This window comes from Rufibacter aurantiacus (assembly GCF_017916345.1).
Lineage (GTDB): Bacteria > Bacteroidota > Bacteroidia > Cytophagales > Hymenobacteraceae > Nibribacter > Nibribacter roseolus.
The window spans coordinates 109529-133332 of record NZ_JAFMSV010000003.1 but is presented as its reverse complement, the minus strand read 5'-3'; the positions used below and the strand labels follow the sequence as shown (position 1 = coordinate 133332).

20 protein-coding genes and 2 tRNA genes are annotated in these 23804 nt (G+C 49.9%); 10 read left to right on the top strand and 12 right to left on the bottom strand.

Annotation, left to right across the window (positions count from 1 at the left end):
* Positions 1-137 precede the first annotated feature (137 nt).
* Both J3P34_RS11130 and groL read left to right on the top strand, forming a co-directional pair.
* Positions 138-425: a co-chaperone GroES gene (locus J3P34_RS11130; RefSeq protein ID WP_210464747.1), complete on the top strand. Its 288-nt coding sequence runs from the start codon at positions 138-140 to the stop codon at positions 423-425.
* A gap of 44 nt (positions 426-469) precedes the next feature.
* A complete protein-coding gene (groL, locus tag J3P34_RS11125) occupies positions 470-2113 on the top strand; it encodes a chaperonin GroEL (protein ID WP_210464746.1) in 1644 nt (547 codons plus the stop codon).
* Between the two features lie 116 nt (positions 2114-2229).
* On the opposite strand, the gene J3P34_RS11120 is transcribed toward groL, so the two are convergent.
* The 3 genes from J3P34_RS11120 to J3P34_RS11110 all read right to left on the bottom strand — a co-directional run bounded on the left by J3P34_RS11120 (position 2230) and on the right by J3P34_RS11110 (position 5509).
* On the bottom strand, positions 2230-2823 hold the full coding sequence (locus J3P34_RS11120) for a hypothetical protein (protein ID WP_246853682.1): 594 nt from the start codon (positions 2821-2823) through the stop codon (positions 2230-2232).
* Positions 2824-2940: 117 nt separating this feature from the next.
* A complete protein-coding gene (locus J3P34_RS11115) occupies positions 2941-3768 on the bottom strand; it encodes a glycoside hydrolase family 25 protein (RefSeq protein ID WP_210488730.1) in 828 nt (275 codons plus the stop codon).
* 157 nt (positions 3769-3925) lie between these two features.
* Positions 3926-5509 (bottom strand): peptide MFS transporter, encoded by a 1584-nt coding sequence (locus tag J3P34_RS11110; protein WP_210488728.1) that lies wholly within the window; start codon positions 5507-5509, stop codon positions 3926-3928.
* A 217-nt stretch (positions 5510-5726) separates the two neighbouring features.
* Between J3P34_RS11110 and pckA the strand changes: the two genes are divergently transcribed.
* The 3 genes from pckA (at position 5727) to J3P34_RS11095 (ending at position 8871) form a co-directional block, all read left to right on the top strand.
* The gene (pckA, locus tag J3P34_RS11105; RefSeq protein ID WP_210488726.1) at positions 5727-7340 is read left to right on the top strand and encodes a phosphoenolpyruvate carboxykinase (ATP); all 1614 of its coding nucleotides are present in this window, start codon (positions 5727-5729) and stop codon (positions 7338-7340) included.
* A gap of 124 nt (positions 7341-7464) precedes the next feature.
* Complete coding sequence (locus tag J3P34_RS11100; protein ID WP_210488724.1) at positions 7465-8178, top strand: 16S rRNA (uracil(1498)-N(3))-methyltransferase; 714 nt, start codon at positions 7465-7467, stop codon at positions 8176-8178.
* A 27-nt stretch (positions 8179-8205) separates the two neighbouring features.
* Positions 8206-8871 (top strand): DUF4159 domain-containing protein, encoded by a 666-nt coding sequence (locus J3P34_RS11095; RefSeq protein ID WP_210488722.1) that lies wholly within the window; start codon positions 8206-8208, stop codon positions 8869-8871.
* A 141-nt stretch (positions 8872-9012) separates the two neighbouring features.
* Here the strand turns inward: J3P34_RS11095 and wrbA are convergent, their stop codons facing one another.
* Positions 9013-9642: an NAD(P)H:quinone oxidoreductase gene (wrbA, locus tag J3P34_RS11090; RefSeq protein ID WP_210488719.1), complete on the bottom strand. Its 630-nt coding sequence runs from the start codon at positions 9640-9642 to the stop codon at positions 9013-9015.
* Between the two features lie 407 nt (positions 9643-10049).
* Here wrbA and smc point away from each other — a divergent pair, with 407 nt between their 5' ends.
* A complete protein-coding gene (smc, locus tag J3P34_RS11085; RefSeq protein WP_210488716.1) occupies positions 10050-13610 on the top strand; it encodes a chromosome segregation protein SMC in 3561 nt (1186 codons plus the stop codon).
* A gap of 670 nt (positions 13611-14280) precedes the next feature.
* Here smc and J3P34_RS11080 read toward each other — a convergent pair.
* The 5 genes from J3P34_RS11080 to J3P34_RS11060 form a co-directional block, all read right to left on the bottom strand.
* Positions 14281-14766, bottom strand: a complete 486-nt coding sequence (locus tag J3P34_RS11080) for a 1-acyl-sn-glycerol-3-phosphate acyltransferase (RefSeq protein WP_345890352.1) — start codon at positions 14764-14766, stop codon at positions 14281-14283.
* Between the two features lie 142 nt (positions 14767-14908).
* Entirely contained in the window at positions 14909-15526 is a 618-nt protein-coding gene (locus tag J3P34_RS11075; RefSeq protein WP_210488712.1) for a hypothetical protein, read from the bottom strand.
* A 132-nt stretch (positions 15527-15658) separates the two neighbouring features.
* Complete coding sequence (locus J3P34_RS11070; protein WP_210488710.1) at positions 15659-16426, bottom strand: patatin-like phospholipase family protein; 768 nt, start codon at positions 16424-16426, stop codon at positions 15659-15661.
* 3 nt (positions 16427-16429) lie between these two features.
* Positions 16430-17272 (bottom strand): MBL fold metallo-hydrolase, encoded by an 843-nt coding sequence (locus J3P34_RS11065; protein ID WP_210489428.1) that lies wholly within the window; start codon positions 17270-17272, stop codon positions 16430-16432.
* A 54-nt stretch (positions 17273-17326) separates the two neighbouring features.
* A complete protein-coding gene (locus tag J3P34_RS11060; RefSeq protein ID WP_210488708.1) occupies positions 17327-18274 on the bottom strand; it encodes an acetyl-CoA carboxylase carboxyltransferase subunit alpha in 948 nt (315 codons plus the stop codon).
* A gap of 233 nt (positions 18275-18507) precedes the next feature.
* On the opposite strand from J3P34_RS11060, the gene J3P34_RS11055 reads away from it, so the two are divergent.
* Positions 18508-18581 (top strand) — tRNA-Asp (locus tag J3P34_RS11055).
* Between the two features lie 82 nt (positions 18582-18663).
* Here the strand turns inward: J3P34_RS11055 and J3P34_RS11050 are convergent.
* Positions 18664-19533 (bottom strand): SDR family NAD(P)-dependent oxidoreductase, encoded by an 870-nt coding sequence (locus J3P34_RS11050; protein WP_210488706.1) that lies wholly within the window; start codon positions 19531-19533, stop codon positions 18664-18666.
* A gap of 366 nt (positions 19534-19899) precedes the next feature.
* Positions 19900-20484 (bottom strand): flavodoxin family protein, encoded by a 585-nt coding sequence (locus tag J3P34_RS11045; protein ID WP_210488704.1) that lies wholly within the window; start codon positions 20482-20484, stop codon positions 19900-19902.
* Positions 20485-20639: 155 nt separating this feature from the next.
* Here J3P34_RS11045 and J3P34_RS11040 point away from each other — a divergent pair, with 155 nt between their 5' ends.
* From J3P34_RS11040 to J3P34_RS11030, 3 genes are all read left to right on the top strand, one after another.
* Positions 20640-21725, top strand: coding sequence for an AI-2E family transporter (locus tag J3P34_RS11040; protein WP_210488702.1), 1086 nt, complete (start codon positions 20640-20642; stop codon positions 21723-21725).
* A 211-nt stretch (positions 21726-21936) separates the two neighbouring features.
* The gene (locus tag J3P34_RS11035; protein WP_210488700.1) at positions 21937-22266 is read left to right on the top strand and encodes a hypothetical protein; all 330 of its coding nucleotides are present in this window, start codon (positions 21937-21939) and stop codon (positions 22264-22266) included.
* A 442-nt stretch (positions 22267-22708) separates the two neighbouring features.
* Positions 22709-22782, top strand: a tRNA-Asp gene (locus J3P34_RS11030).
* 181 nt (positions 22783-22963) lie between these two features.
* On the opposite strand, the gene J3P34_RS11025 is transcribed toward J3P34_RS11030, so the two are convergent.
* On the bottom strand, positions 22964-23761 hold the full coding sequence (locus J3P34_RS11025; RefSeq protein WP_210488698.1) for a Cof-type HAD-IIB family hydrolase: 798 nt from the start codon (positions 23759-23761) through the stop codon (positions 22964-22966).
* Positions 23762-23804: the final 43 nt, after the last annotated feature.

Below are 23804 nucleotides of genomic sequence, written 5' to 3'. Positions count from 1 at the left end.
GACAGTCGTTGAACTGACAAAATGTGCCAAGTTTGGCAGAAATGTGGAGTTGGCACAGGAATCGCTATTAGGCATTGCGTCACCGGCCCAGAACTGCCGGGCATATTCGTTAACTTAACCTAATATCATAACAACCTATGGCATTAAACATCAAACCAATTGCTGGAACTGCAAACAGAGTTATTGTAGAACCGGCTCCTGCGGTAGAAAAAACTGCTTCTGGCCTGTACATCCCAGACACTGCCAAAGAGAAACCCCAGAAAGGTACGGTAGTGGCGATCTCCGCTGAAGACGGAGAAGGAAAGAAGCCAACCGTTAAAACTGGTGACGAGGTTCTTTATGGTAAATATGCAGGCACTGAAATTTCTCTGGACGGATCAGACTACCTGATCATGAAAGAGTCAGACATCCTGGCGGTTCTTTAATCTTACAAATTCCTATCATCAACCATAATCTATCATAAGAAACTATGGCATCTAAAAACATCACTTTCGACGTAGACGCGCGCAATAAGATCAAGAAAGGCGTTGATACGCTGGCCAACGCCGTGAAAGTAACTTTAGGCCCTAAAGGCCGCAACGTAATCATCGACAAAAAATTTGGTGCGCCTAGCATCACCAAAGACGGTGTTACTGTTGCCAAAGAAATTGAACTGAAAGACGCCGTGGAGAACATGGGCGCTCAGTTAGTGAAAGAAGTAGCCTCTAAAACCGCTGACATGGCCGGTGACGGTACTACTACCGCTACTGTTTTGGCCCAGGCCATCTACGTGGCTGGTTCTAAAAACGTGGCTGCTGGTGCTAACCCAATGGACCTGAAGCGCGGTATTGACAAAGCGGTTCACAAAGTGGTTGAGAACCTGAAAGCTCAGTCTAAGAAAATTGAGAACTCTTCTGAGATTGCCCAGGTAGGTACTATCTCTGCCAACAACGACACCGAGATCGGACAAATGATTGCCGATGCCATGGACAAAGTTGGAAAAGACGGCGTGATCACCGTTGAAGAGGCCAAAGGTACTGAGACCGAAGTGAAGACTGTAGAAGGTATGCAGTTTGACCGCGGTTACCTGTCTCCTTACTTCGTGACCAACCCAGAGAAAATGGAAGCGGAGTTTGACAACCCTTACATCCTGATCTACGACAAGAAAGTTTCTACAATGAAAGAATTGCTTCCGGTTCTGGAGCAAGTGGTACAAACCGGCAAGCCATTGGTGATCATCTCTGAAGATGTTGACGGCGAAGCCCTTGCTACCCTGGTAGTAAACAAACTGCGTGGTTCATTGAAAATTGCGGCGGTGAAAGCCCCAGGTTTCGGTGACCGTCGTAAGGCAATGCTGGAAGACATCGCTATCCTGACTGGTGGTACTGTTATTTCTGAAGAGCGCGGCTACAAACTGGACAACGCTACCTTGGAGTACCTTGGCCAGGCTGAGCGCGTGATCATTGACAAAGACAACACTACCATCGTGAACGGACGTGGTACCAAAGACGGTATCGTGGCTCGCGTGAACGAGATCAAAGCGCAGATTGAGAAAACCACTTCTGACTACGACAAAGAAAAACTGCAAGAGCGTTTGGCTAAACTGTCTGGCGGTGTGGCTATCCTTTACATTGGTGCCTCTACCGAGGTAGAAATGAAAGAGAAGAAAGACCGTGTAGATGATGCCTTGCACGCTACAAGAGCTGCCGTAGAAGAAGGTATCGTAGCTGGTGGTGGTGTTGCCCTCATCCGCGCCCTGGATGCTTTGGATGACGTAGATACTCGCAACGAAGACGAGAAAACTGGTGTGCAGATCATCCGCACCGCTTTGGAGTCTCCACTGAGAACGATTGTAGCCAACGCCGGTGGCGAAGGTTCTGTGATCGTGAACCAGGTACGTGCCGGTAAAGCTGACTTCGGTTACAACGCTCGCGACGACAAGTTCGAGAACATGTTCGCCGCTGGTATCATTGACCCAACCAAAGTTACCCGTCTGGCCCTGGAGAACGCTGCTTCCGTAGCTTCCCTGTTGCTGACTACTGAGTGTGTAATTGCTGACGAGCCTGAAGAAGGTGGTGCTGCAGCCGGTGGCGGAATGCCAGGCGGTATGGGCGGCATGGGTGGCATGATGTAATCTGCCCCTCAGCGCACGCTGAATAATATAAGAAAGGCCCCGGTTCATGAACCGGGGCCTTTTCTTTGGATGGGTGTTTTAGAGCTATTTAACTAAAACGGCCCTAAAACGGCTGCTTACTTCAAGACTTTGATCTTGATCTTGATTTCATGCGGCGCAGTCTCATCTCCCCCAAAGTATGGGTATAGTTGATAACCTTTCCCTTCCCCGGTACAGGCCCGCTCATGCTCCACCGTCTTGTCTCCCACCTTGTAGATGTACTTGGTATCTGTAAGGGTTAGCTCGCAGGTGTAGGTTTTCTTGAGGTCGATGGCCGTGATAAAGGTGGAAGTGTTTTTGCCGCCTTTGTAGGAATAAGCGTGCAGCTCCAGTTTGTTTTTATACCAGCGCCAGCCAAAACGGGCACTGTTCTCATGGTGAAAGGTACCGCAGTCTGACATGCCGTACAGTTTGTTGATGTCGGCCTGGTTATTGGGATTCTTGGTGCTGTAGATCGCGGTAGAATCGAAGGCCACTTCAAATTTCATGGAGTTGGCGGTGACCAGTTTGAGTGGATTGGTCGTTTCATGCCCACCCGGGTTGATCACGTAGGTGGTGCCTTCTTCTACTTCGGGGTTCTGGGGTTTTACAGCATCTTCAACTTCTTCACAGGACAAAAGCAGGAAAGGCATTGCCAGCAGCAATGGCACTTTGGTAATAAAGGATTTCATGGGTTTAGATAGGTTGTCGCAATTTATGCAAGCGCAACCGCATCTAAAGCCAGATAGTTCGGTTTTATTTAAACTTCCCTAAGTTTCAGGTTTAAATGAAATATAAGGAAAGATAGGTTACATGCTTTCTGGCTCATAGCACATATTGTACAGGTCCTCCATGGTGCCGTTGAAAACATTCAGGTCCAGGTTGCCCTTCACTCCTTTCAGCTTGCCCCGTTCTGTGTGCTGCCAGAAAACCCACTTGTGGTCGGCCACCTGGTGGCTCTTGTCAGGATTGTAATGGGCAATCCATAGAGGGTAATCATCGAAATGGCCTGCCAGGTGCTTCTCATAGAAAGCGTAGTTTGTGTAGATGATGGGCTTGAGGTCGTATTTCTCCTCCACCATATCCAGCCAGAGCTGCACCCCGGCGCGGATCTCCTCATCTGATTGGTGGTTCGTGACCTCCACATCCAGCACAGGCGGTAAATCCCCGGCCTCCAGCTTCACTCTTTTAAGAAAGCTTCTGGCCTGTTCCTCGGCATCACGGGCGGGCAGAAAGAAATGGTAAGCGCCCCGGAGCACATCGTGCTTCTTGGCCTGGCGCCAGTGCCTGGCAAAATACCGGTCCTGGTGCGTAATGCCCTCAGTGGCCTTGATGAAGGCAAATTTGATCTTCTGGGATTTGACGGCTTTCCAGTCAATCTGCTGCTGGTGGTGTGATATATCAAGTCCGGTGACTTCGTACCCGGCCGGGCTGAAAGTGGAAATGGTATTGGTCTGGGTAGCCTCCTCCACTTTATGGCGCAGGAAAGCCAGGCGTCCACCTTCCTTGAAGTATTCAATGCCCAGGCACAGCAAAAGAAAGGCCCCAACCCCCAAGGACAGCGGCTTCCACCAGGTACCGGTAGGCGCCTGTTTCTTGCGGGTAGTTGCTTTTGCGGGTCGTTTACGTGGGGGCACGGGTTCTTTAAATTTATTTCCTACAAGGGTGAAAAGCGGTAGGTGCTGCCTTCTTCTCTCTACAAATTTACCAATTCTTTTAAACCAAAACGGTGTCCAACAAAAAAGCCTTTACCGCTTTTGGCGGCAAAGGCTTTCAGAATAATGTAAATCCTGTTTATTGGATACCGTGCATTTTATTTTTCAGGGTTCCGTTCAGTCCTAGCATAACCAGTCCGGCCAGCATTGGAAGAATGGTGAATATGAGGAAGAAGACGGTGATGGAATAGTTCTCAATGATTGGGTCAATGAATGAACCGGTCAATCCAGCCAGGTAGTTGGCCACGAAGTTGGCGATAAACCAGATCCCAAACATCAAGCCTACCAATCTAGGCGGAGACAGCTTACTCACGTAAGACAAGCCCACCGGAGAGATACACAGTTCGCCCATGGTATGGAAAAAATAAGCCAGAATCAGCCAGATCATGCTCACTGAGGCAGTCTTGGCACCCTGCGGAATAGAAAGACCACCATAGGCCAGAATCCCGAAACCAAGTCCTAACAGAAACAAGCCAATCGCGAACTTCACCGGACCGGATGGGTTGAAACGGCTTTCCCATATTTTGGAGAAGATAGGTGCGCAGGAAATGATAAAGAACGAGTTCAGAATCTGGAACCAGGAAGCAGGCACCTCTGTGGCATCTGAACTGAATTCACGTTGCAGCATCCAGATGATGATTCCCCAGATAATCACGAAACTTAGGCCCAGGAACAGGTTGGAAAAAGGAATGCTTTTATAGGTTTGTTTGAAGAGGTTACCCAGCACAAAGGTTAAAATCAACATAGGCACCACCACCAAGGTTGCGTTGGCCCACTTGAAGATGGTTCCGCTACTGCCTACCAATACCCTATTCGTGTAATCTGCGGCAAAAATGGTCATAGAACCACCCGCCTGCTCAAACGCCATCCAGAAGAAGATTACAAAGAATGCCAGTACCGAAATAACAATGATCCTGTCTCTCACTACGTGTGCTGGCTCCTCAGGGGCTTTCACCTCAGTTTCGGCTCCAGTGTCAATCTGGTTTTTAGTGGCCAAGCCAATGTTCCCGAACAGCTTTTTAGAGAAGGCGAACTGCAGCATGCCAAACAGCATGAAGACACCAGCCAGACCAAAGCCCCAGCTCCAGCCTACTTTCTCCCCTATGTAACCGCAAAGCAAGATTCCCAGGAAGGCCCCGGAGTTGATACCCATATAGAAGATGGTGTAAGCGGCATCTTTCTTAGCCGGGTTCTTAGCGTACAACTGACCCACCATAGAAGAGATATTGGGTTTAAACAACCCGTTCCCCAGAATGATAAGCCCTAAACCAAGGTAAAAGAACATCTCAGATTCCATGGCCATACTGGCGTGGCCCAAGGTCATGAGCAGGGCTCCGAATATGATGGATTTTCGGTAACCCAGAAATCGGTCGGCGATGAAACCACCTGCAATTGGGGTCAGGTACACCAGACCGGTATAGATACCATAAAGCTGCAAGGCCTCATCGCGCTGCCAGGCCCAGCCCCCATTGGCAATAGTAGACGTAAGAAAGAGCACGAAAAGCGCCCGCATTCCATAATAACTAAAGCGCTCCCACATCTCGGTAAAGAAGAGCACAAACAACCCGGGAGGGTGCCCGCTCTCAATTTCCACGGGATGCTCTCCGTAGGGAATGTTATGCTTACTGACTTGGTCATTAAGCGGATGAACTCTTTGAGACATAAAGTAAGGATTAAAGTATTGTTTGTTTAAAAGAGGGTTTTACCAAAAAGGTAAATATACCATAATCAGGCCGAAAGGGCAAACCTCCACCAAGGCCTGATGCCATTTCAATTAATTTTGTAAAAAAGATAACATACGTTAGTTTTTTTATAATTTTGAAAATCAAAATTCTTATCTACTCTTCCGTTTTGAAAATTTAAAAAATAAACCTTCCTTTATGAAAGAAATTGGCAAAAAGTCAGGCACCATGGAATTATCAGGCGTAGGGATTGTGCAAGCTAAAGAGGTCCTCTGGAACCTGTCCCCCGCAGAGTTAGTGGAAGAAGCTCTGAAAAACGGGGAAGGCTATCTCACAGACAACGGGGCATTGATGTGCGACACCGGCACTTTTACCGGCCGTTCCCCCAAAGACCGGTTTGTGGTACGCGATGCGGAAACAGAGAATTCTGTATGGTGGGGCGATGTAAACATAGCCTTTGACCCAGCCAAATTTGATGCCCTTCACCAGAAAATGCTGGCCCACCTGGAAGGCCGCAGGTTATACGTACGCGATGCCTACGCGGGTGCCCACCCAGAGTACCGTCTTAACCTCCGAATTGTCAACACCCTGGCCTGGCACAACCTTTTCTGCCATAACATGTTCCTGCGGCTGAGTGAAGAAGAACTTGAGCACCATACCCCTGACTTCACCATCATCAACGCCCCTGATTTCTTCGCTGATCCGGCCGTGGATGGTACCCGCCAAAGCAACTTCGCCATCATCAACTTCAGCCGCAAGATGATCTTGTTGGGTGGCACGGGCTATGCCGGCGAAATGAAGAAAGGTATTTTCTCAGTGCTCAATTACCTGCTGCCGCACAAGCGCAACACCCTGTCCATGCACTGCTCGGCCAACGTAGGCAAAGGCGGCGACACCGCCATCTTCTTCGGACTGTCCGGAACCGGCAAGACCACGCTTTCCGCTGATCCCAACCGCGGCCTGATTGGGGACGATGAGCACGGCTGGACCGAGGACAGCGTCTTCAACTTTGAGGGAGGCTGCTACGCCAAAGTCATTGACCTTACCCGTGAGAAAGAGCCGCAGATCTGGGATGCTATCCGGTTTGGGGCCATTGTGGAGAATACACGCTTTAAACCCGGCACCCGCACCGTTGACTATACAAACAAATCCGTTACCGAGAACACCCGCACCGCCTACCCCATAAACCATATTGACAACGCGGTAGAACCTTCCAGAGCAGATATTCCCAAGAACATCTTCTTCCTTACCGCCGATGCCTTCGGGGTACTGCCTCCTATCTCGCGCCTGAACAAGTGCCAGGCCATGTACCATTTCATCTCAGGTTATACCGCCAAGGTAGCCGGTACCGAGGTGGGCGTAACCGAGCCGCAGACCACTTTTTCGGCTTGCTTTGGGGCGGCGTTCCTGCCTTTGCACCCCACCACCTATGCCGAGATGCTGGGCAAGAAGATGACGGACCACAACGTGAACGTTTGGCTGGTGAACACCGGCTGGACAGGCGGCGTGTACGGCGTGGGCTCCAGAATGAAGCTTAGCTACACCCGGGCCATGATCACCGCTGCCCTCAACGGCGACCTGCTGGACGTGTCCTTCAAAAAGCACCCGGTGTTTGGTGTGGAGATGCCTACTACCTGCCCCAACGTACCTTCAGACATCCTTGACCCGCGCAATACCTGGGCCGACAAAGATGCCTACGACCATAAAGCCAACGACTTGGCCAAAGCCTTCGTCAAAAACTTCAACAAATACGCCGACTACGCGAACCAGGAGATCCTGGCCGGAGCCCCTGAGATTGCTGTTGAAGCCTAAAATTTTAATTATTTCCTTCACCTTATTAAAGCCTTCCATCCTATGGAAGGCTTTTTTTATTTACCCCGCCACCCTGAGCGTTTTTGCCGTATTTTTGGGAAATCGGCTTTTAAACTTACACCCCATGCACCTCTTCTTCACCCCTGACCTGCAACCCAATGACGCGTCTTACACCTTATCTGAGGAGGAGTCCAAGCACTGCGCCCGGGTGTTAAGGTTAGGCAAGGGCGATGCGGTGACGCTGGTAGATGGCCGGGGCGGTTTATATGAAGCGGAGATTGCAGAGGCAAACCCTAAGAAGCTGAAAATAATCATCTTACATCATCACCCAGAGTATCAGAAGCGGGGCTACAGAATTCATGTGGCGGTGGCGCCCACCAAGAACATGGACCGTATGGAGTGGTTTGTGGAGAAGGCTGTGGAGATGGGCATTGACGAGATCACCTTCCTGCAGTGCGCCCGCTCTGAACGTAAAAACCTTAACCTGGACCGCATAGAAAAAATTGCGGTAAGCGCCATGAAGCAATCAGTGAAAGCGTATTTGCCTACCCTGCACCCTTTGACCCGTTATGCGGATTTTCTGCAACAGCCCGCCACCGGTCAGCGGTTCATTGCGCATCTGGTGGAAGGTCAGGAACGGCACTCGCTGGCTAAAAGCATTTCCGGTGAGGATACGTACACCATCCTGATCGGACCGGAGGGAGATTTCAGTCCGGAGGAAGTGACACAGGCTTTGCAGGCGGGCTATAAACCCGTTACCTTAGGCCAGAGTCGGCTCCGGACCGAGACCGCTGCATTGGCCGCCTGCCATACCATTCACGTACTATTAGACGTTTAACGTTTTAAGCTTCTTTTCTGAAAAACCATGCAAAAACGGCTTCTTCTCTGGTGTTTGCTTATCATATTGGGTACTGGCTCGGCTTGGGCCCAGCGGCCTAGCTTCCGGATTGCCCGGCTCAAGTACGGCGGCGGTGGCGATTGGTACGCTAACAAAACCTCGCTACCCAACCTCATCGCTTTCTGTAACCAGGAACTGAAGGCCAACATCGCGCCGCAGGAAGAGACCGTTGAGCCCGGCAGCCCCGAGTTGCTGGACTACCCCTTTGTGCACATGACGGGCCACGGCAACGTGATCTTTACCGAGGCCGAGGTCCAGAACCTGAGAAAGTACCTCACCGGCGGCGGTTTCCTGCACATTGATGACAACTACGGCCTTGACAAATTCGCTCGGCGCGAGATGAAGAAAGTTTTTCCGGAGCTTGATTTCATAGAGCTGCCTTTTAACCACCCCGTGTACCACCAGAAGTTTGATTTTCCCCGCGGCTTACCCAAAATCCACGAGCACGACAACAAACCGCCGCAGGGTTTCGGGATCATCTACCAGGGACGGCTGGTGTGTTTCTATTCCTATGAGTGTGATTTAGGCAACGGATGGGAAGATCAATCGGTACACAATGACCCAGTAGAAAAGCACCAGGCGGCCCTGCGCATGGGCGCCAACTTGATCTCTTATGCGTTGACTAATTTTTAAGATATTTTCTTATCTACCATCCATTTAAAGCTACTCTCTATTTTATTGACTTTAAGTGAAAAATGGCCATTAAACTCACCCCATCAAAAAGGGCTGGCTGCATAAAGCAACCAGCCCTTTTTCTTATATATGCGTTGGCAATTACCCTTGCGCTACCCCTTGACCTAAACCTTGTTTAACCCATGAGGCAACCATTACGGTGCGTCTGGCCTGGTGTTCCACTGCGCCGCGGGCGTCTGGTGAAATGCTGCCATCCTGGCCCACGCTTACGCTGGTGCCGTAAGGATTACCGCCTGCCGGGAACAACGATTGATCAGTGTAGCCAGGGGCGGCGATGATGGCGCCCCAGTGGTACATGGTGGTATACAGCGCTAGCGTGGTAGCCTCCTGTCCGCCGTGCGGGTTCTGGGCCGTGGTCATGGCGCTTACCACCTTATTGGCCAGTTTGCCCTGGAACCACAATCCACCGGTACTGTCCAGAAACTCTTTCAACTGCGCGGGTACGTTCCCGTAGCGGGTTGGCATACTGAAAATAATGGCATCGGCCCACTCCAGGTCAGCCAATGAAACCACCGGCACATCTTTTACGGCCTCGGTGTGCGCTTTCCAGGCCGGGTTACGCTCAATCGCTTCTGGTGGGGCTAACTCCTGAACCCTCAGAATTTTTGCTTCCGCGCCGGCGGCTTTGGCACTTTCGGCCGCCCATTGGGCCAGTTGGTAGTTGGTACCGGTAGCGCTGTAATAGATCACCGCTAAATTTACGTTTGCCATAATTTTATATAAATGGTTAGAAAACGAGAATGCACATCTTTCGCTCTGGGTTTATCTCCGGGAATTCTTCGTCTTCTATACGGGGTAATGTACCTACAGTTATTTAAGCGGCTTCTTTAAACCGGTCATAATCTAGTAGTTGCGGTTTATTCGGTCTAGCAGGCGCCACAAGGATGAACACTTTTTCCTATCCAAGGGTTATGCCTTCCAGAACAGGGGCATATATAAGGTGGTGCATTCGTGGCTTTGGATAGGCTTTTGGCGAGAAAAACGGGTTATGATTACGGGCCCTTTTCCAGGAAACGGCCCTAAAACAAACATCCTCCTCAATCCAGCTCCTGAATTGTTTAACTCAACGCTCTTTTTTGTATTTTTGAAGTTGGGGTCGGGTTTTCTGGCCGATGCGTATGGAATTAGCAAGATTAGAGATCAAAGGCTTCAAGAGTTTCGGCGACAAAGTCACCATTAACTTTGACAGCGGTATTACTGGTATTGTGGGCCCCAACGGCTGCGGCAAGTCCAACATCGTGGACGCCATCCGGTGGGTGCTGGGCGAGCAGAAGACCCGGAACCTGCGCTCCGATAAAATGGAGAGCGTGATTTTCAACGGGACCAAGAACCGGAAGCCGCAGCAGATGGCCGAGGTGTCGCTCACGTTCAACAACAACAAGGGCATCCTGCCCACCGAGTATTCGCAGGTGACCATCACCCGCCGCTACTACCGGTCCGGGGAGAGCGAGTACCTGCTCAACAACGTCACCTGCCGCCTCAAAGACATCAACGACCTGTTCCTGGACACCGGGATCGGCTCTGACTCCTACGCCATCATCGAGCTGAAGATGGTGGACGACATCCTCACCGACAAGGACAACTCGCGCAGGAACCTGTTTGAGGAAGCCGCCGGGATCTCCAAGTTCAAGGTGCGGAAAAAGCAGACGTTGAAGAAACTGGAGGAGACCGATGCCGACCTGGAGCGCGTGGAAGACGTGCTGTTTGAGATAGGCAAAAACCTCAAGAGCCTGGAGCGCCAGGCCAAAACCGCCGAGCGTTACCTCAACCTCAAAGACGAATACAAGAAACTGAGCCTGGAGTACGCCCGCCGCAACATAGGTCACCACCAGGAGGCGCTGGAGCGGTTGGAGAACGAACTTCAGAAAGAAACCGAACGCAAAGGCTCCTACTCTGAGGAACTTGTTCAATTGGAGGATGCCCTGCAGGAGCAGAAAACCCTGTTGGACCGCACCCAGCTGAATCTGCAGAACAAGCAAAAAGAGGTGCACGAGCATACTGCTCAGCTTCGCCAACAGGAGAACGACATCAAGTTGAAAAGCGAGCGCAACCTGTACCTGCAGGACCGGGTGAAAACCTTGCACATGCAGATCAATCTTGACACTGCCAGCATCACGCAAACCGAGCACAGCCTGGGCCAACTGCAGAACGACCTAGAGCAGATTCAGGAAGAACTACTCATTTCTGAGGAACAGCTGGGCCTCACCAAAAAAGAGCTGGAGCACGTAACCCACCAGAAAGCCGATCTGAACCGCCAGTTGCAGGAGAAAACCATGGCCCAGCGTCAGGTGCAGAACGAGGCTTTCACGGTGAACAAAAGCATCGAGATCACGCAGGTGCAAATGCAGAGCCACCGGTTGGAATTGGAGCGCCTGCAGGAAATGGAAGGCCACGAAAACGAAATCGCGCAACAGCACGAAGCATCCCTGGCTGAAACCAAAATGTTGCTGGAAGAGGCCCAGGAAAACCTGTCTGAGCTACAGGAAGCGGAAAACCAGCTTCGGGCCGAGATGGCCCAAACCGAGGAAACCCTGCACGAGCATCGGCAGCACCTCATTGATCTCAACCGCGAGCACGACGCGAAGAAAAACCAGTACAACCTGATGAAGTCTCTGGTGGACAACTTGGAAGGTTTCCCCGAGGCCATTAAATTCCTCTATAAATCTGAAAACTGGGAGAAACCCGCCCCACTCCTCTCAGACATCATCTCCTGCGACCCGGAGTACAAGAACCTCATTGAGACGTACCTGGAGCCGTACATGAACTTCTTCGTGGTGGACTCGCCGGAGGAAGCCGTGGAAGCCATTGAACTCTTGAAGGAGCAGAACAAGGGCCGCGCCAGCTTCATCATCCTCTCGGAGATTGAGGAAATGGAGATCCCGGATACCATCAGCACCCCCAAATACAAAGCCGCCCTGGAGGTAGTTGCCGCTGAGGAGAAATACCACTCCCTCCTGCGCTTCATGCTCAGCGAGGTCTACCTCACCGATTCCGCTGAAACGGAACTCTACCTGAATGACGGCCGCACCTACATCCTCACTGATGGCTCCGCGATTAAAAAGCCACTGAGTCTGGCCGGCGGATCTGTGGGACTGTTTGACGGAAACCGCCTGGGCCGCAAGCAGAACCTAGAACAGCTAGCCGAGGAACTGGAGGAACTGCAGGAAGAGCAGGAAAAGATCAAGTTGAAGATCACTACGCTGCAGCAGGTGTTGCAGAACCAGAAGGAATCTACCCAACAGGAACAGATCCGTTTGCAGGAGCGCGACATCAATAACCTGCAGCAGGAACTGGTAAGCCACAAAGTGCGCTATGAGCAGTTCCTCCTGAACCAGCAGAACCAGGCCAGCAAAAAAGACGAGCTTTTCGAGAAAATCCAGGACCTGGGTGACAAGTTAGCCGACCTGATGCCGGAGGCCGAAAGCAAGAACCTGGCCCTGAAAAGCTATGAACAGGAGCTTTCTGGTTTAAGCCAGGTTTTAGAAAAACAGAACGAAATCATCACCGAGGTCAGTGGCATCTTCAACCAGGAGAACATCAAGTTCCACCAATTGAAGAACCGCCTGCAGAGCATCCAGCAGGAATTGGCCTACAAGCAGAAGACCGTAATGAACCACCAGGAGCGCCTGGTGCAACTGCAGGACGAGCTGAACCGCGCCGAGGACGAGACCGTTTCTCTGGACCAGTTTGTGGAAGACCAGAACCATCTACTGGAAGAAGGCATGGTGGCCCGCAAGGAAATGGCCCGTGAACTGGAGGAGATTGAGAAAGCCTATTTTACGCTGCGCGGCGAGATTGACGAAAAGGAAAAGAGCATCCGGGAGCTGCAGCGCAAAAAGCAGAACACCGATGAGGTTTTCCAGTCCATGAACCAGGCCATCACCGATACCCGCATCAAGTTGGTGTCTGTGATTGAGCGCTTGTCGGCGGAATTCAATATGAACCCCGAAGACCTGGCCGAAGCCCCTACCGAGAAACTGGACATCAGCAACGAGGAACTGAGCCAGCAGGTGCACACGGTGAAGCAGAAACTTGAGAACATCGGTCCGGTGAACCCTATGGCCGCCGAGGCTTACCAGGAAATCGATACCCGAAACCAATTCATCCTTACCCAGAAAAACGACCTGCTGGATGCCAAGTCCCAGCTGATGGACACCATCGCGGAGATTGACACCGTGGCCAAGGAGAAATACCTTGCGGCCTTTGACCAGATCAAGGAAAACTTCATGCGCGTGTTCCGGTCGCTCTTCTCAGATGAAGACACCTGTGACCTGTACATCGCAGACCCAAGCAACCCGCTGGAGTCAAAGATCGAGATCATGGCCCGCCCGAAAGGCAAGCGCCCGTTGACCATCAACCAGTTGTCTGGCGGGGAGAAAACGCTGACGGCCATCTCGCTGCTGTTCGCCATCTACCTGCTCAAGCCCGCGCCTTTCTGTATTTTCGATGAGGTAGACGCCCCGTTGGACGATGCCAACATTGACAAGTTCAACAACATCGTGAAGAAGTTCTCCAATGACTCTCAGTTCATTGTGGTAACGCACAACAAACGCACCATGGTCTCCACTGATGTGATCTACGGCATCACCATGTTGGAAGTGGGTGTATCCAGGGTCATCCCGGTTGATCTGAGAGACCTGGCTCCGGAACCAGTGACAGAAGCGGCTATGTCTGCTTAAGTTAATAGGATAGATTAAAATGTGTGAGCCGTTTAGAGCCTGTTTTTTGAAAACAGGCTCTAAACGGCTCACACATTTTTGATGAAGGAGTTCAGGGTTAGGCATTGTTTTTTACGTCATGCGTTTTCATCTTCGTCATTTACACGTTCCCTCCTTTTCATCTTGCCCTTTCCCTCATTGTCCTTTCCTTCTTTGTCATCTTGGAAAGATCTTGTGGGCGAACTTGAAAAACCTAGAATTATTGCTAATACTGTGTGCCACCAAGATCCTTTCAGGATGACAAAAAAGAGGAATCTGCTTTGGGTTTGTGGACTAGTAGCTGGTAGTGACCAAGTTAACGGTGATAGACCCGTTGCTGGTGATTCCTGTCGACAGAGACCCGTTGTTGGTGTTGTCACCAACAACTTAAACGGCGGCGGCAAACGCAAGGGCAACCACAAGGGATTGCCCCTACCTTTATCTGCTACTGTGGAGACAAGGCAGTGCCTGGTCTATACATTAAATGGTTTGTTTTTGTCTTCTAACAGGAGGTGTATTTAAAAATCTTCTTTAAAGATTCCTCATAATCATGAACAATCCTGGTTATCCTGCTTCTAAAACAAAAGAAGTGTTTGGAGGCTGCTTTCAGAAAAACAGCCTCTAAACACTTCTTTTGTTCTTCTATAAAAAACTACCTAACTCCCTGGCTCGGGAATTTGGGAGTGACAGTACGGTAGAAAGCCAGGATCTTTTGCATATCGGCGTCAAAGTCTCCGGTAGGGTAAATGGTGGGGCCTATGCCGGCTTCTTTCTTGGCGTAATCAAGGTAACCTAAGACAATAGGAACCCCGGCGCCAACTGCCGTGTGGTAGAAGCCTTTTTTCCAGCGGGGTTGGTATTTGCGGGTTCCCTCAGGCGTTACCAGCATCACCATCTCTTCGTTTTGTTTAAAGATGTCAATCATGGCGGCTACCAGGTTGTTGTTCTTTTTCCGGTCTACGGGTACGGCGCCCATGGACTTGAGCAAAGCGCCCATCGGGAAAAAGAAAGCCTCCTTTTTGATAGTGAGCTTTACGGGCACATCCATGAGGTAAAAAGCAGCGCGGGCGTAAACAAAATCCCAATTACTGGTGTGCGGGGCGGCCACCATGATGGCTTGCTTTACCCCCGGAGGCATGGCTCCGTTCAACTTCCAACCGGCAATTTTAAATATGACCTTTGCTAAAGCCTTTCCAAACATAACTTATAAGTGAATCCAACAACAATATTACAAAAAAACCAGCCGTTCAGCTGGTTTTCCTTCATATTATGTTTACCGGTTACCGGGTTAACTGGAATTTACGCTCCCTGAACAAATACACCTGTAAGCCTACGTTCACTGATGGTCCCCATTCCGTCAATTTGCGGTTGCCCTCAGCGGGACGTTTCTCCTGATAATAAGAAAACATGAGGGCTGGCTCCACGGCTATTTTAGGGTTGATGAAAATGGCATACCCAACTCCGCCCCTGTATTCCATGAGATCGGTTTTGGCAGCGTTGGGCCGATTGTTGATCCCTACAGCAGCGCTGGCTTCTCCAAAAACACCATTGTTAAGGTAATAACGCACGAACGGACCTGCGAGGATGTTGGTAGCCTGGGTGGGAATCTGGTCAGCCATCTTCTCTTTGTAATGGTAGACAGAACCTTTCAGGCCCACTGCAAAATCACTCAGCACAAAGTAACCTACTTTCGCATCCATATCATACTGCTGACGGTGCCCCGTAATGGGTTCACTGCTACTGGTGATGTTGATGCGCTTGTAGGAACCAGATACGCTGCCACCCACCATGACGGAACGTTGAAAGATCTTGGCGGGAACCAAAGTCCCCCGGTTTTCCTGGGCTTTGGCGTGGGTGAATACCAAAAGGAAAGCAATGAGGTAGAGCAACTTTTTCATAGAGTCAAATAAGGTGGAACGTAAAACCTTAGAACGGGTGAGCATGACCTTTATTTTGACTATTACGAAGGAGCTTCTGCAAGAAAGTTCACTTTTCAAACTATCTTATAGGACTTTTAAAATATAGTGAAACTATTTTTTATTATCCAGAAGCGCCTCAATTTCAAGGGATAAGCCTAATGTGTATTCATACCCTACTTTGTACATTTCCTTGGCCCTTTTCAGGTCATAAATATGGTACTCGGTGAGTTTGGGAGGCTCCAGCAGCAGGTCGCAAAGGGCAATTCGGCTCTGGATGTTGGCATGCAGCGCCAGGTGAAAAATGCGTTCAGTTACCTGCCGGATGCTGTTGATCTCAGCGTTGTGCGGGGTTGGGTTTACGTGTACCCCTATGATTTTGTCGCACTCCCCGGTAATGCATTCCACCGGCAGGTTATTGACGATGCCACCATCTACCAGCAGTCTTTTCTCCATTTGCATGGGCTTAAACAAAACCGGCACCGCCGAAGACGCTTTCAAGGCCTCCACCAAAGAACCCTGTGTGAAATACACGGTGCTTCCTTCTACCAGGTCCAGGGCAGAGATGGTGAGTTTAATGGGCAGTTCTTCAAAGGTCCGTTCCTTCAGGTGCTCCTCAAAAATCTTGTGCAAAGCATGCGTATGCAAAATTCCCCGGTTCAGGGCTGGCCTGAGGAGTTTGGGCAAGGGCAAACCGCAAACCAGTTCCAGCACTTCCTCCGGTGTGTAACCGGCCGCAAAAAAAGCCCCGACGATGGCGCCGGAGCTAACTCCTGATATGGCGTGGATGGGAATTCCCATTTCCTTTAACGCCTGCAAAACCCCTAGATGGGCTACTCCTCTGGCGGCCCCGCCAGACAAACATAGTCCTAATGTGTGCATCGGTTACAAAGCCGACAAAGGGAAAACCTGGTCTACCCTAACTCCTTTGTCGGTATGCTGTACGGTGCAGCACTCGTTTTGGACATCGTGCTCAAAAAATAAAACCCACTTTTTATCGGCGGCCTGCTTCAGGAAAGCTTCTTTTTCCTGCAGCGTCAGGAGCGGCCGGGTGTCATAACCCATGACATAAGGCAACGGCAGGTGCCCCACTGAGGGCAGCAGATCGGCCACAAAAACCAGGGTATGGCCTTTGTATTGGATCTTGGGGAGCATCATCTTGTCGGTGTGGCCATCGGCGTACAGCACGTCAAAATCTGGAATGAACTGCTCCTGACCTAAAGACAGAAACTCCAATTGGCCGCTCTCCTGAATTGGCAGAATGTTCTCCTTGATGAAACTCGCCTTTTCCCGCGGGTTGGGCTGGGTAGCCCAAAGCCAATGGTCCTGGTTGCTCCAGTAGCGGGCCTTGGGGAAAACCGTTTCCAGGGAACTGGCGTCTTTGCCGTACCTCACCGATCCGCCGCAATGGTCAAAATGCAGGTGCGTGAGGAAAACATCGGTGATGTCTGAAAACCCAAAACCGGTATCCTTCAAAGACTTTTCCAGCGAATAATCGCCGTGCAGGTAATAGTGGCTGAAGAACTTGGCGTCCTGCTTGTCCCCTATGCCATTGTCAATCAAGACCAGGCGGTCACCGCTCTCCACCAAAAGGCAGCGCATGGCCCAGGAGCAGAGATTGTTTTCGTCTGCCGGGTTCGTGCGCTGCCAGATGGATTTTGGCACCACCCCAAACATGGCGCCGCCGTCTAATTTGAAATTACCGGTATGGATAGGGTGAAGGGTCAATGCCATGAAAGGTTGTTTTAAGCCTGTTTTTAAGAAAAGAGCCCGGAAACAGAATTACTCAGTCACCACGCCCATCTCCCCGAACTTCTCAATGCGTTGCATGATGCGTTCTTCCGGTGTAAAGGCTTCCAGTTCTTCCAAAGTGGAAAGGATCTTTTTCTGCATGGTTTTGATCATCTTCTCTGGGTTCACGTGCGCACCACCCAGCGGCTCTTTGATGATGCCATCAATCAGTTTGTTGCCCAGCATATCCTTAGCCGTTAGCTTCATGGCTTCCGCAGCCTGCTCTTTGTAGTTCCAGCTTCTCCAAAGGATAGTAGAGCAGTTTTCAGGGGAAATCACCGAGTACCAGGTATTCTCCAGCATGTATACTCGGTCCCCGATGCCAATGCCCAAAGCTCCGCCCGAGGCGCCTTCGCCAATGACAATGCAGATCACCGGCACTTTGAGCATGAACATCTCTTTCAAATTGCGGGCGATAGCCTCCCCCTGTCCTCTTTCCTCGGCTTCCAGCCCTGGAAAAGCGCCGGGCGTGTCAATGAAAGTAACGATGGGTTTGTTGAATTTCTCGGCAAGTTTCATGAGGCGCAGCGCCTTGCGGTACCCTTCCGGGTTGGCCATCCCGAAGTTGCGGTATTGGCGCTCTTTCGTATTCCGACCTTTCTGCTGGCCAATGAACATCACGGTTTTGCCGTTGATCTCGCCAAAACCGCCTACCATGGCTTTGTCATCGCGTACGTTGCGGTCGCCGTGCAGTTCAATGAAGGTAGAAGACAAACCCTTGATGTAATCCAGGGTGTAGGGTCTTTCTACGTGGCGGGAAAGCTGCACCCGTTGCCAGCGGGTAAGGTTGGCGTAGGTTTCTTTCTTCAGAGACTTTATTTTTTCCTCCAGAGCTACAACTGCCTCGCTTACGTCTACCTGGCTTTCAGAGGCCAGTTTTTTCATTTCGGCTAGTTTCCCTTCCAGAGAAGCAATAGGTTGTTCAAAATCTAACAGCATAGTAATGCCCCTTACGTTTAGCTAAAGTGTGACTACAAAGGTAAACGAAACTTGCAAAGTTTAGTAGCACCAGTTTTTTCAAGTTTTAATGAATTTTTTCGGTTTGAAAATGAACCCGTTACCTTCCGTAGCCGTTTTCTTTTGCTCTTTTTTAGGATTGCCTGTTGTGCGGTAACAATCTGCCCCCCATATTTGCATCATCAAACGGGGACAGCAGGTCTCCGGAAGAAGTTGGTCCGGTAGTTCAGTTGGTTAGAATGCCGCCCTGTCACGGCGGAGGTCGCGGGTTCGAGTCCCGTCCGGACCGCAGTTAACAGAAAAGCCCTGTAAGAATATTCTTACAGGGCTTTTTGCTTTTACATGCCTTCCTCTACTGCTCTTTCCCGATGTCAGGATTCTTGACGGATGGAGGTGTGTCCGTCCATGGAATGCCGAAGATTCAGATCACTCTCGGGCTCCTGTTTGAAGGAAGAATCCGCCTCTTCTCCCGCAGGGCCTTTGGCAATGGTAATGCCGCCATCCACCATGTAGAGGGCACCGGTCACAAATGAGGCCTCTTCTGAGGCGAGGAACAGGTACACGTTGGCCACTTCCTCAGGTGTGCCACGGCGGCCAGTGAGGTTGGCCTGCTTGTTCAGTTTCTCCATCTTGGCGTCCATGGGGCCTAGTTCCTTGTGAGTCCAGGCGGTATCAATCGGGCCAGGCCCTACTACGTTGCAACGCACCCCGTAAGCAGCCTGTTCGGCTGCCAAGCCTTTGGTGAACGCGATGACAAAGCCCTTAGTGCCGCCGTAAGGCGCGTTCTGCGGTATGCCCAGCACCCCTGCCTCAGAGCCCGCGGAGACGATGTTGCCTTTGGTTTTCTGCAATTCCGGCAGGGCCGCCTTAGACATCAGGAAGGTGGTTTTCACGTTGTTCTTCATCATGTAGTCAAAGGCCTCCTCGGTATAATCAGTGAGGAAATTGGTTTCCACGAAAACTCCCGCGTTGTTGATGAGAATATCAAGTTTGCCGTATTGTTTCACCGCCAACTCAACGCAGCTCTGGGCCACCGGCCATATAGAAAGGTCTCCAGTAAAATGAATGGCCGTACCGTCTTCTTCCATGATCTCTTTGGCTACCTGCTCTACCGGGTCTTCTGGTAAGCCGGCCACTACTACGCTGGCGCCCTCCCGGGCGAATTTCTTACTAATGGCCTCTCCTATTCCGGCTCCGCCGCCGGTGACAATGGCTACTTTGCCTTCTAATCTGTTTCCCATCTTAAATTCGTTTTGAGTTTTCTTATAAACTTTTATTAAGAACAGCTCCCTCCATTTCTGCACCTTTCTGCCGCAGGAGTCCTGTGTTTTAAGCCTGATTTCAAAAAACTAGCCCTAAAACAGGACCAAACTTTACAGAGGTTTCCTTTAAAAATCAGCTTTAGCCTGCCTTTCTGTTTTAGCGGCGGTTTTTCAAAATCAGGATTTGTTTGAAATAAAGTGGAACAATGCTTATTACCTTATATTAAGATAACCCTTCATTTTACCGGGCCTCCTCCGTATTTGTTACCGGAACAAGATAAAACATCGTAAAAACCACAACTGCCGGTAGATCGCACCTTATTACCCTCGTTATCTTTGGTCTGGTTACTTTTTGGGCAGAAAATTAATGAGTTGCGCTACCATCGTTTCGGCTGTTTTGCCATACTCTTTCTCGTACTTCTCAAACAACTCCTCCCGGCTGGTCTTTACGCCCTTGGCTTGTTTCTCCCACAGCACCGACAGCGTAGCATACGGAGGCAGAGTAATGCCAATAGCGTTGAAGAAGTTACTGATGTTAGCGATCACGTGCTGGGCTCCGTCTGAGTCGCCTGTGATGACGATTCCGCCTACCTTGCCCTCCAGCCTGGAGGGCTTGCCGGCCAATACCTCGTCATGCAATTCATCCAGCCTTTCAATCACCCTTTGAATTTCAGAGGATTGGTTATTCCACCAGATTGGGGTGGCAAAAATAAGAATGTCGGCGGCGAGCAGTTGTTCCAGGATGGCAGGCCACTCATCTCCCTGCCCCATGTCGCTGTAAGTTCCTGCCAGTATATTATGCTCCACCAGCTTTATGATTTGGCATTCCACCTGGTGCTTGCGGAGAACGCCAGACAGGAACTCAGATAACGCCTGGGTGTTAGACAGGCCTTCCTTTTTTAAGGTGCCCTGGAGAATGATGGCTTTCATGGCTTGTTTTTAGTTTTCTTAAGTATATAGTGCCTGGGTTAGAAAAGTTACCAAAACCTGCCTACTCATTCTTTTATATAATTATAGACCTTTTATCTTGCTCACATGAGCCGTATAAGGAAAAGGTGCGGTTTAACGCAAAATCAAAAATCCATATGAAAGAAATCTCACTTCACCGGGTAAACGCCTTTTTACTTTTCGGGATATTGTTTGTGGTGGCCTTGTACTATGGGAAAGTTTTTTTCATCCCCCTTTCCTTTGCCATCATCTTAGCCATGCTTTTAACCCCGGTGAGCCGATGGCTGGAGGCAAAGGGAATAAGCCGCATTCCGGCAACGCTGCTTTGCATCCTTATGCTCCTGCTGTTCATTGGGGGCATTCTATTGGCCATATCGCTGCAGGCTGTCAGTTTCTCAGAAGACCTGCCGCAGATTCAGCGCAAGTTATCGCAGACCATTACCCAGGTACAGCAGTGGATCCAGCAGAAATATGGGGTGGCCCCACAAGAGCAGATTGCGTTTGTGCAAGAGCAGATCTCTAAGTTCTCACAGTCGGCCAACAAGTTTCTAACATCCTGGGTGAAAGGAGCCATGGGCCTCATCACTTCCTTTGCCCTGGTGGTTCTTTACCTTTTCTTCCTGATGTGGAAACGAGAAAAGTATGAGGCTTTTTTCCTGTGGGTCTTTTCAGGTGATGAGAAACCAGTGACCAAGGAGACCCTGCAGCAGATAAACAAGGTGGCTGCCCAGTATCTGACGGGTAGGCTTATCTCCATGTTTTTCCTAGCTATTTGCTACGCTATAGGGTTCTCTATTATTGGCATAGAAAACGCATTGCTCATCAGCCTCATTGCGGTTCTGCCTACCATTATCCCTTATGTGGGCTCCATCATTGGAGGGGCATTCCCTATCTTGATGGCTTTTGTCAGCGGCTCCACGGGAATGGTCCTGCCTGTCATAGGCGTTCTGGTGGTTGCCCAGGTCATTGACAACAACCTTATAGAGCCTATCGTGATGGGGTCTAAGCTGAACATCAGCCCCATCATGACCATCTTTGCCATTGTTTTGGGTGAATTGATCTGGGGCATACCCGGTATGATCCTTTTTGAACCGCTCTTCGCCATAATCAGAATCATTTGTGACCACGTGCCCAAACTGCACCCCTATGGCTTTTTGCTGGAGGATGACGTGGAAGAGCCGAAATGGATGGACAAGATAAAGCACCTTTTCTCAAAAGGCTGACATTAGGTATGCTTTCAAGAAATACCTCTTTTCACCAGGATGTAATTAAAACTCCTGCCCAGCCCATGGAAACTGATAAATAAGCCTATCTTTGTTAACAATAAATCAGCATCTCTTCTCCCCCAAGTACTTGCCGATCAATCCCTCACTTAGCCTGTCAGGTTAGGTTATGATCTTTAATAAATAGCCTCAAAACAGAAAGGCACATAGAATGGAAACACAGGAGAAAAGCTTAGAGGAGTTACAACAGATTCTGGGGAAGCTGAATTTATTGGAAGTTGGTTTGGAGGAAACAGCTTCTCTGCTGCTGGGGCATCTTCACAACGCACTGGATGTATTCAGATACATGTTCCGGAATGGGTACACCCAGGAACAACCCAGCCACGTGATCAACTACTGCATCATGAAACTTGAGTTCGCCAAAAAGCAGATTGAGAACGAAGAGGTGGAAGAAGGCCTTGCATTCACTAAGTCTGTGATCACCTTCTTCCTGAAGGAAACCGCTTTGGCAGAACTTACCGAGGAACCAGATACATTCTAATTTTAAAATTAGAATTAGATCGCCAATATCCCTCCTTCACTAAACACCACCAATTTAAAGGGCTTCAGTCTATTCACCTTTTCACCAGCTATTGCTTCTAAGCAGATTCTGTGTTACCTGTTTCTTCAATATACCAGCCTTCTGCCATTTATAAAATGGTGAAATAAAAATATTCAGGTGTGTTGACTGAGAGGCTTTTTAAATATTCAGACCCGATAAAGGACTTAGCTTGCGCTTTCTACAAAGCCCAAACCTTTTGGTAAAGAATCAGATATCAGTTAGTCTACGCTTTTCAAGCCTCTTTTTTGGAAAAGGCCTGCAAAACGACCGGCAGAATGAGATCGATAATTTTCACTGTTTTGAACACTTTTGTTTGCATCGTAAAAATTAAACCTACATATTTGCAGCATCAAACGGGGACAGCAGGTCTCCAGAAGATGTTGGTCCGGTAGTTCAGTTGGTTAGAATGCCGCCCTGTCACGGCGGAGGTCGCGGGTTCGAGTCCCGTCCGGACCGCAAAAAGCCTCTCAGAAATGAGAGGCTTTTTCGTTTTAAGGGGTTTTCGTTATCAGGTTCCGCACTATTTTCTCCCCTTTCCCTGTTATTGCCCTGTCAGAAGCAGTTCTAGCCAAACAACCTGCAAAATTATATTGGTATTGGCAGCGTTTCAGCCATTCAATTCAAACACCTTCCCTCTTTACAAAGGAATCAGCTTCTCCAAAGCTTTCAGAATACCTTCCTGGTTGTTGGAATCCGTGACGAAGGTAGCTGAGTTTTTCACCTCGTCTGGCGCGTTGCCCATCGCAACACTGGTGCCGGCGTATCGCAGCATATCCAGATCGTTGAAGTTGTCCCCTATGGCAATAATCTCCTCCCGTTTGATCTGCCTCGCTGAAATCACCTTCTCAATCCCTTTGCTTTTTGAAGCACGCCGGTTCATGATCTCCAGGTACGTGGGCTTTGATTTATGGATGTTCAGATCAGGCAAGTCCATCTGCTTTAAATGAAGTTCCAAGGCATCTATTTCCGGAGATTCTCCCATGCAGAGGATTTTGTTTGGCCGGAAATCAGCGGATAAAAGATATTTGAATTCAGTCTGCGTTGGGGTGGTTTGCGTTATCTCCATTTCCTGGTGCACCCATCGGTCCACTTCCTCGGTCAACCAATCATGGTGCCGGTAAAGACTGGGGCGCACCACATAACCTTTCACTTCCTCCAGAATCTGGAGCACCTGAGGCGTGGCGATGGTTTCTTCGTGTAAGATTCTGTTCTCTTGCAGGATCAATGCCCCGTTAAAGCAGATGATAGGGTTTTGCGGAATACCCAGCTGGTCGTAAATAAACAAAGAGGCAGCCGGTGGCCTGGCCGTTACTACGCAGACCAGCACCCCCCGCTGCGCGAGGCTACCCAGTATTTTGATAGAACCTGGGGCAATGGTAAGGTCATCAGTTAAGACCGTTCCGTCTACATCAAGGAAGATGGCTTTGTAGTCCATTTCTGAAAGATCAAGAAAAAGCCTTTTCCTCCTTCTTTACCCA

Coding starts and splice junctions, on each gene's coding strand:
- wrbA (WP_210488719.1), bottom strand. CDS start 9,642: ATGGCAAACGTAAATTTAGCGGTGATCTATTACAGCGCTACCGGTACC.
- J3P34_RS11130 (WP_210464747.1), top strand. CDS start 138: ATGGCATTAAACATCAAACCAATTGCTGGAACTGCAAACAGAGTTATT.
- J3P34_RS11100 (WP_210488724.1), top strand. CDS start 7,465: ATGCACCTCTTCTTCACCCCTGACCTGCAACCCAATGACGCGTCTTAC.
- J3P34_RS11035 (WP_210488700.1), top strand. CDS start 21,937: ATGGAAACACAGGAGAAAAGCTTAGAGGAGTTACAACAGATTCTGGGG.
- J3P34_RS11040 (WP_210488702.1), top strand. CDS start 20,640: ATGAAAGAAATCTCACTTCACCGGGTAAACGCCTTTTTACTTTTCGGG.
- J3P34_RS11070 (WP_210488710.1), bottom strand. CDS start 16,426: ATGCACACATTAGGACTATGTTTGTCTGGCGGGGCCGCCAGAGGAGTA.
- J3P34_RS11025 (WP_210488698.1), bottom strand. CDS start 23,761: ATGGACTACAAAGCCATCTTCCTTGATGTAGACGGAACGGTCTTAACT.
- J3P34_RS11045 (WP_210488704.1), bottom strand. CDS start 20,484: ATGAAAGCCATCATTCTCCAGGGCACCTTAAAAAAGGAAGGCCTGTCT.
- J3P34_RS11095 (WP_210488722.1), top strand. CDS start 8,206: ATGCAAAAACGGCTTCTTCTCTGGTGTTTGCTTATCATATTGGGTACT.
- J3P34_RS11110 (WP_210488728.1), bottom strand. CDS start 5,509: ATGTCTCAAAGAGTTCATCCGCTTAATGACCAAGTCAGTAAGCATAAC.
- smc (WP_210488716.1), top strand. CDS start 10,050: ATGGAATTAGCAAGATTAGAGATCAAAGGCTTCAAGAGTTTCGGCGAC.
- pckA (WP_210488726.1), top strand. CDS start 5,727: ATGAAAGAAATTGGCAAAAAGTCAGGCACCATGGAATTATCAGGCGTA.
- J3P34_RS11075 (WP_210488712.1), bottom strand. CDS start 15,526: ATGAAAAAGTTGCTCTACCTCATTGCTTTCCTTTTGGTATTCACCCAC.
- groL (WP_210464746.1), top strand. CDS start 470: ATGGCATCTAAAAACATCACTTTCGACGTAGACGCGCGCAATAAGATC.
- J3P34_RS11120 (WP_246853682.1), bottom strand. CDS start 2,823: ATGAAATCCTTTATTACCAAAGTGCCATTGCTGCTGGCAATGCCTTTC.
- J3P34_RS11060 (WP_210488708.1), bottom strand. CDS start 18,274: ATGCTGTTAGATTTTGAACAACCTATTGCTTCTCTGGAAGGGAAACTA.
- J3P34_RS11050 (WP_210488706.1), bottom strand. CDS start 19,533: ATGGGAAACAGATTAGAAGGCAAAGTAGCCATTGTCACCGGCGGCGGA.
- J3P34_RS11080 (WP_345890352.1), bottom strand. CDS start 14,766: ATGCCTCCGGGGGTAAAGCAAGCCATCATGGTGGCCGCCCCGCACACC.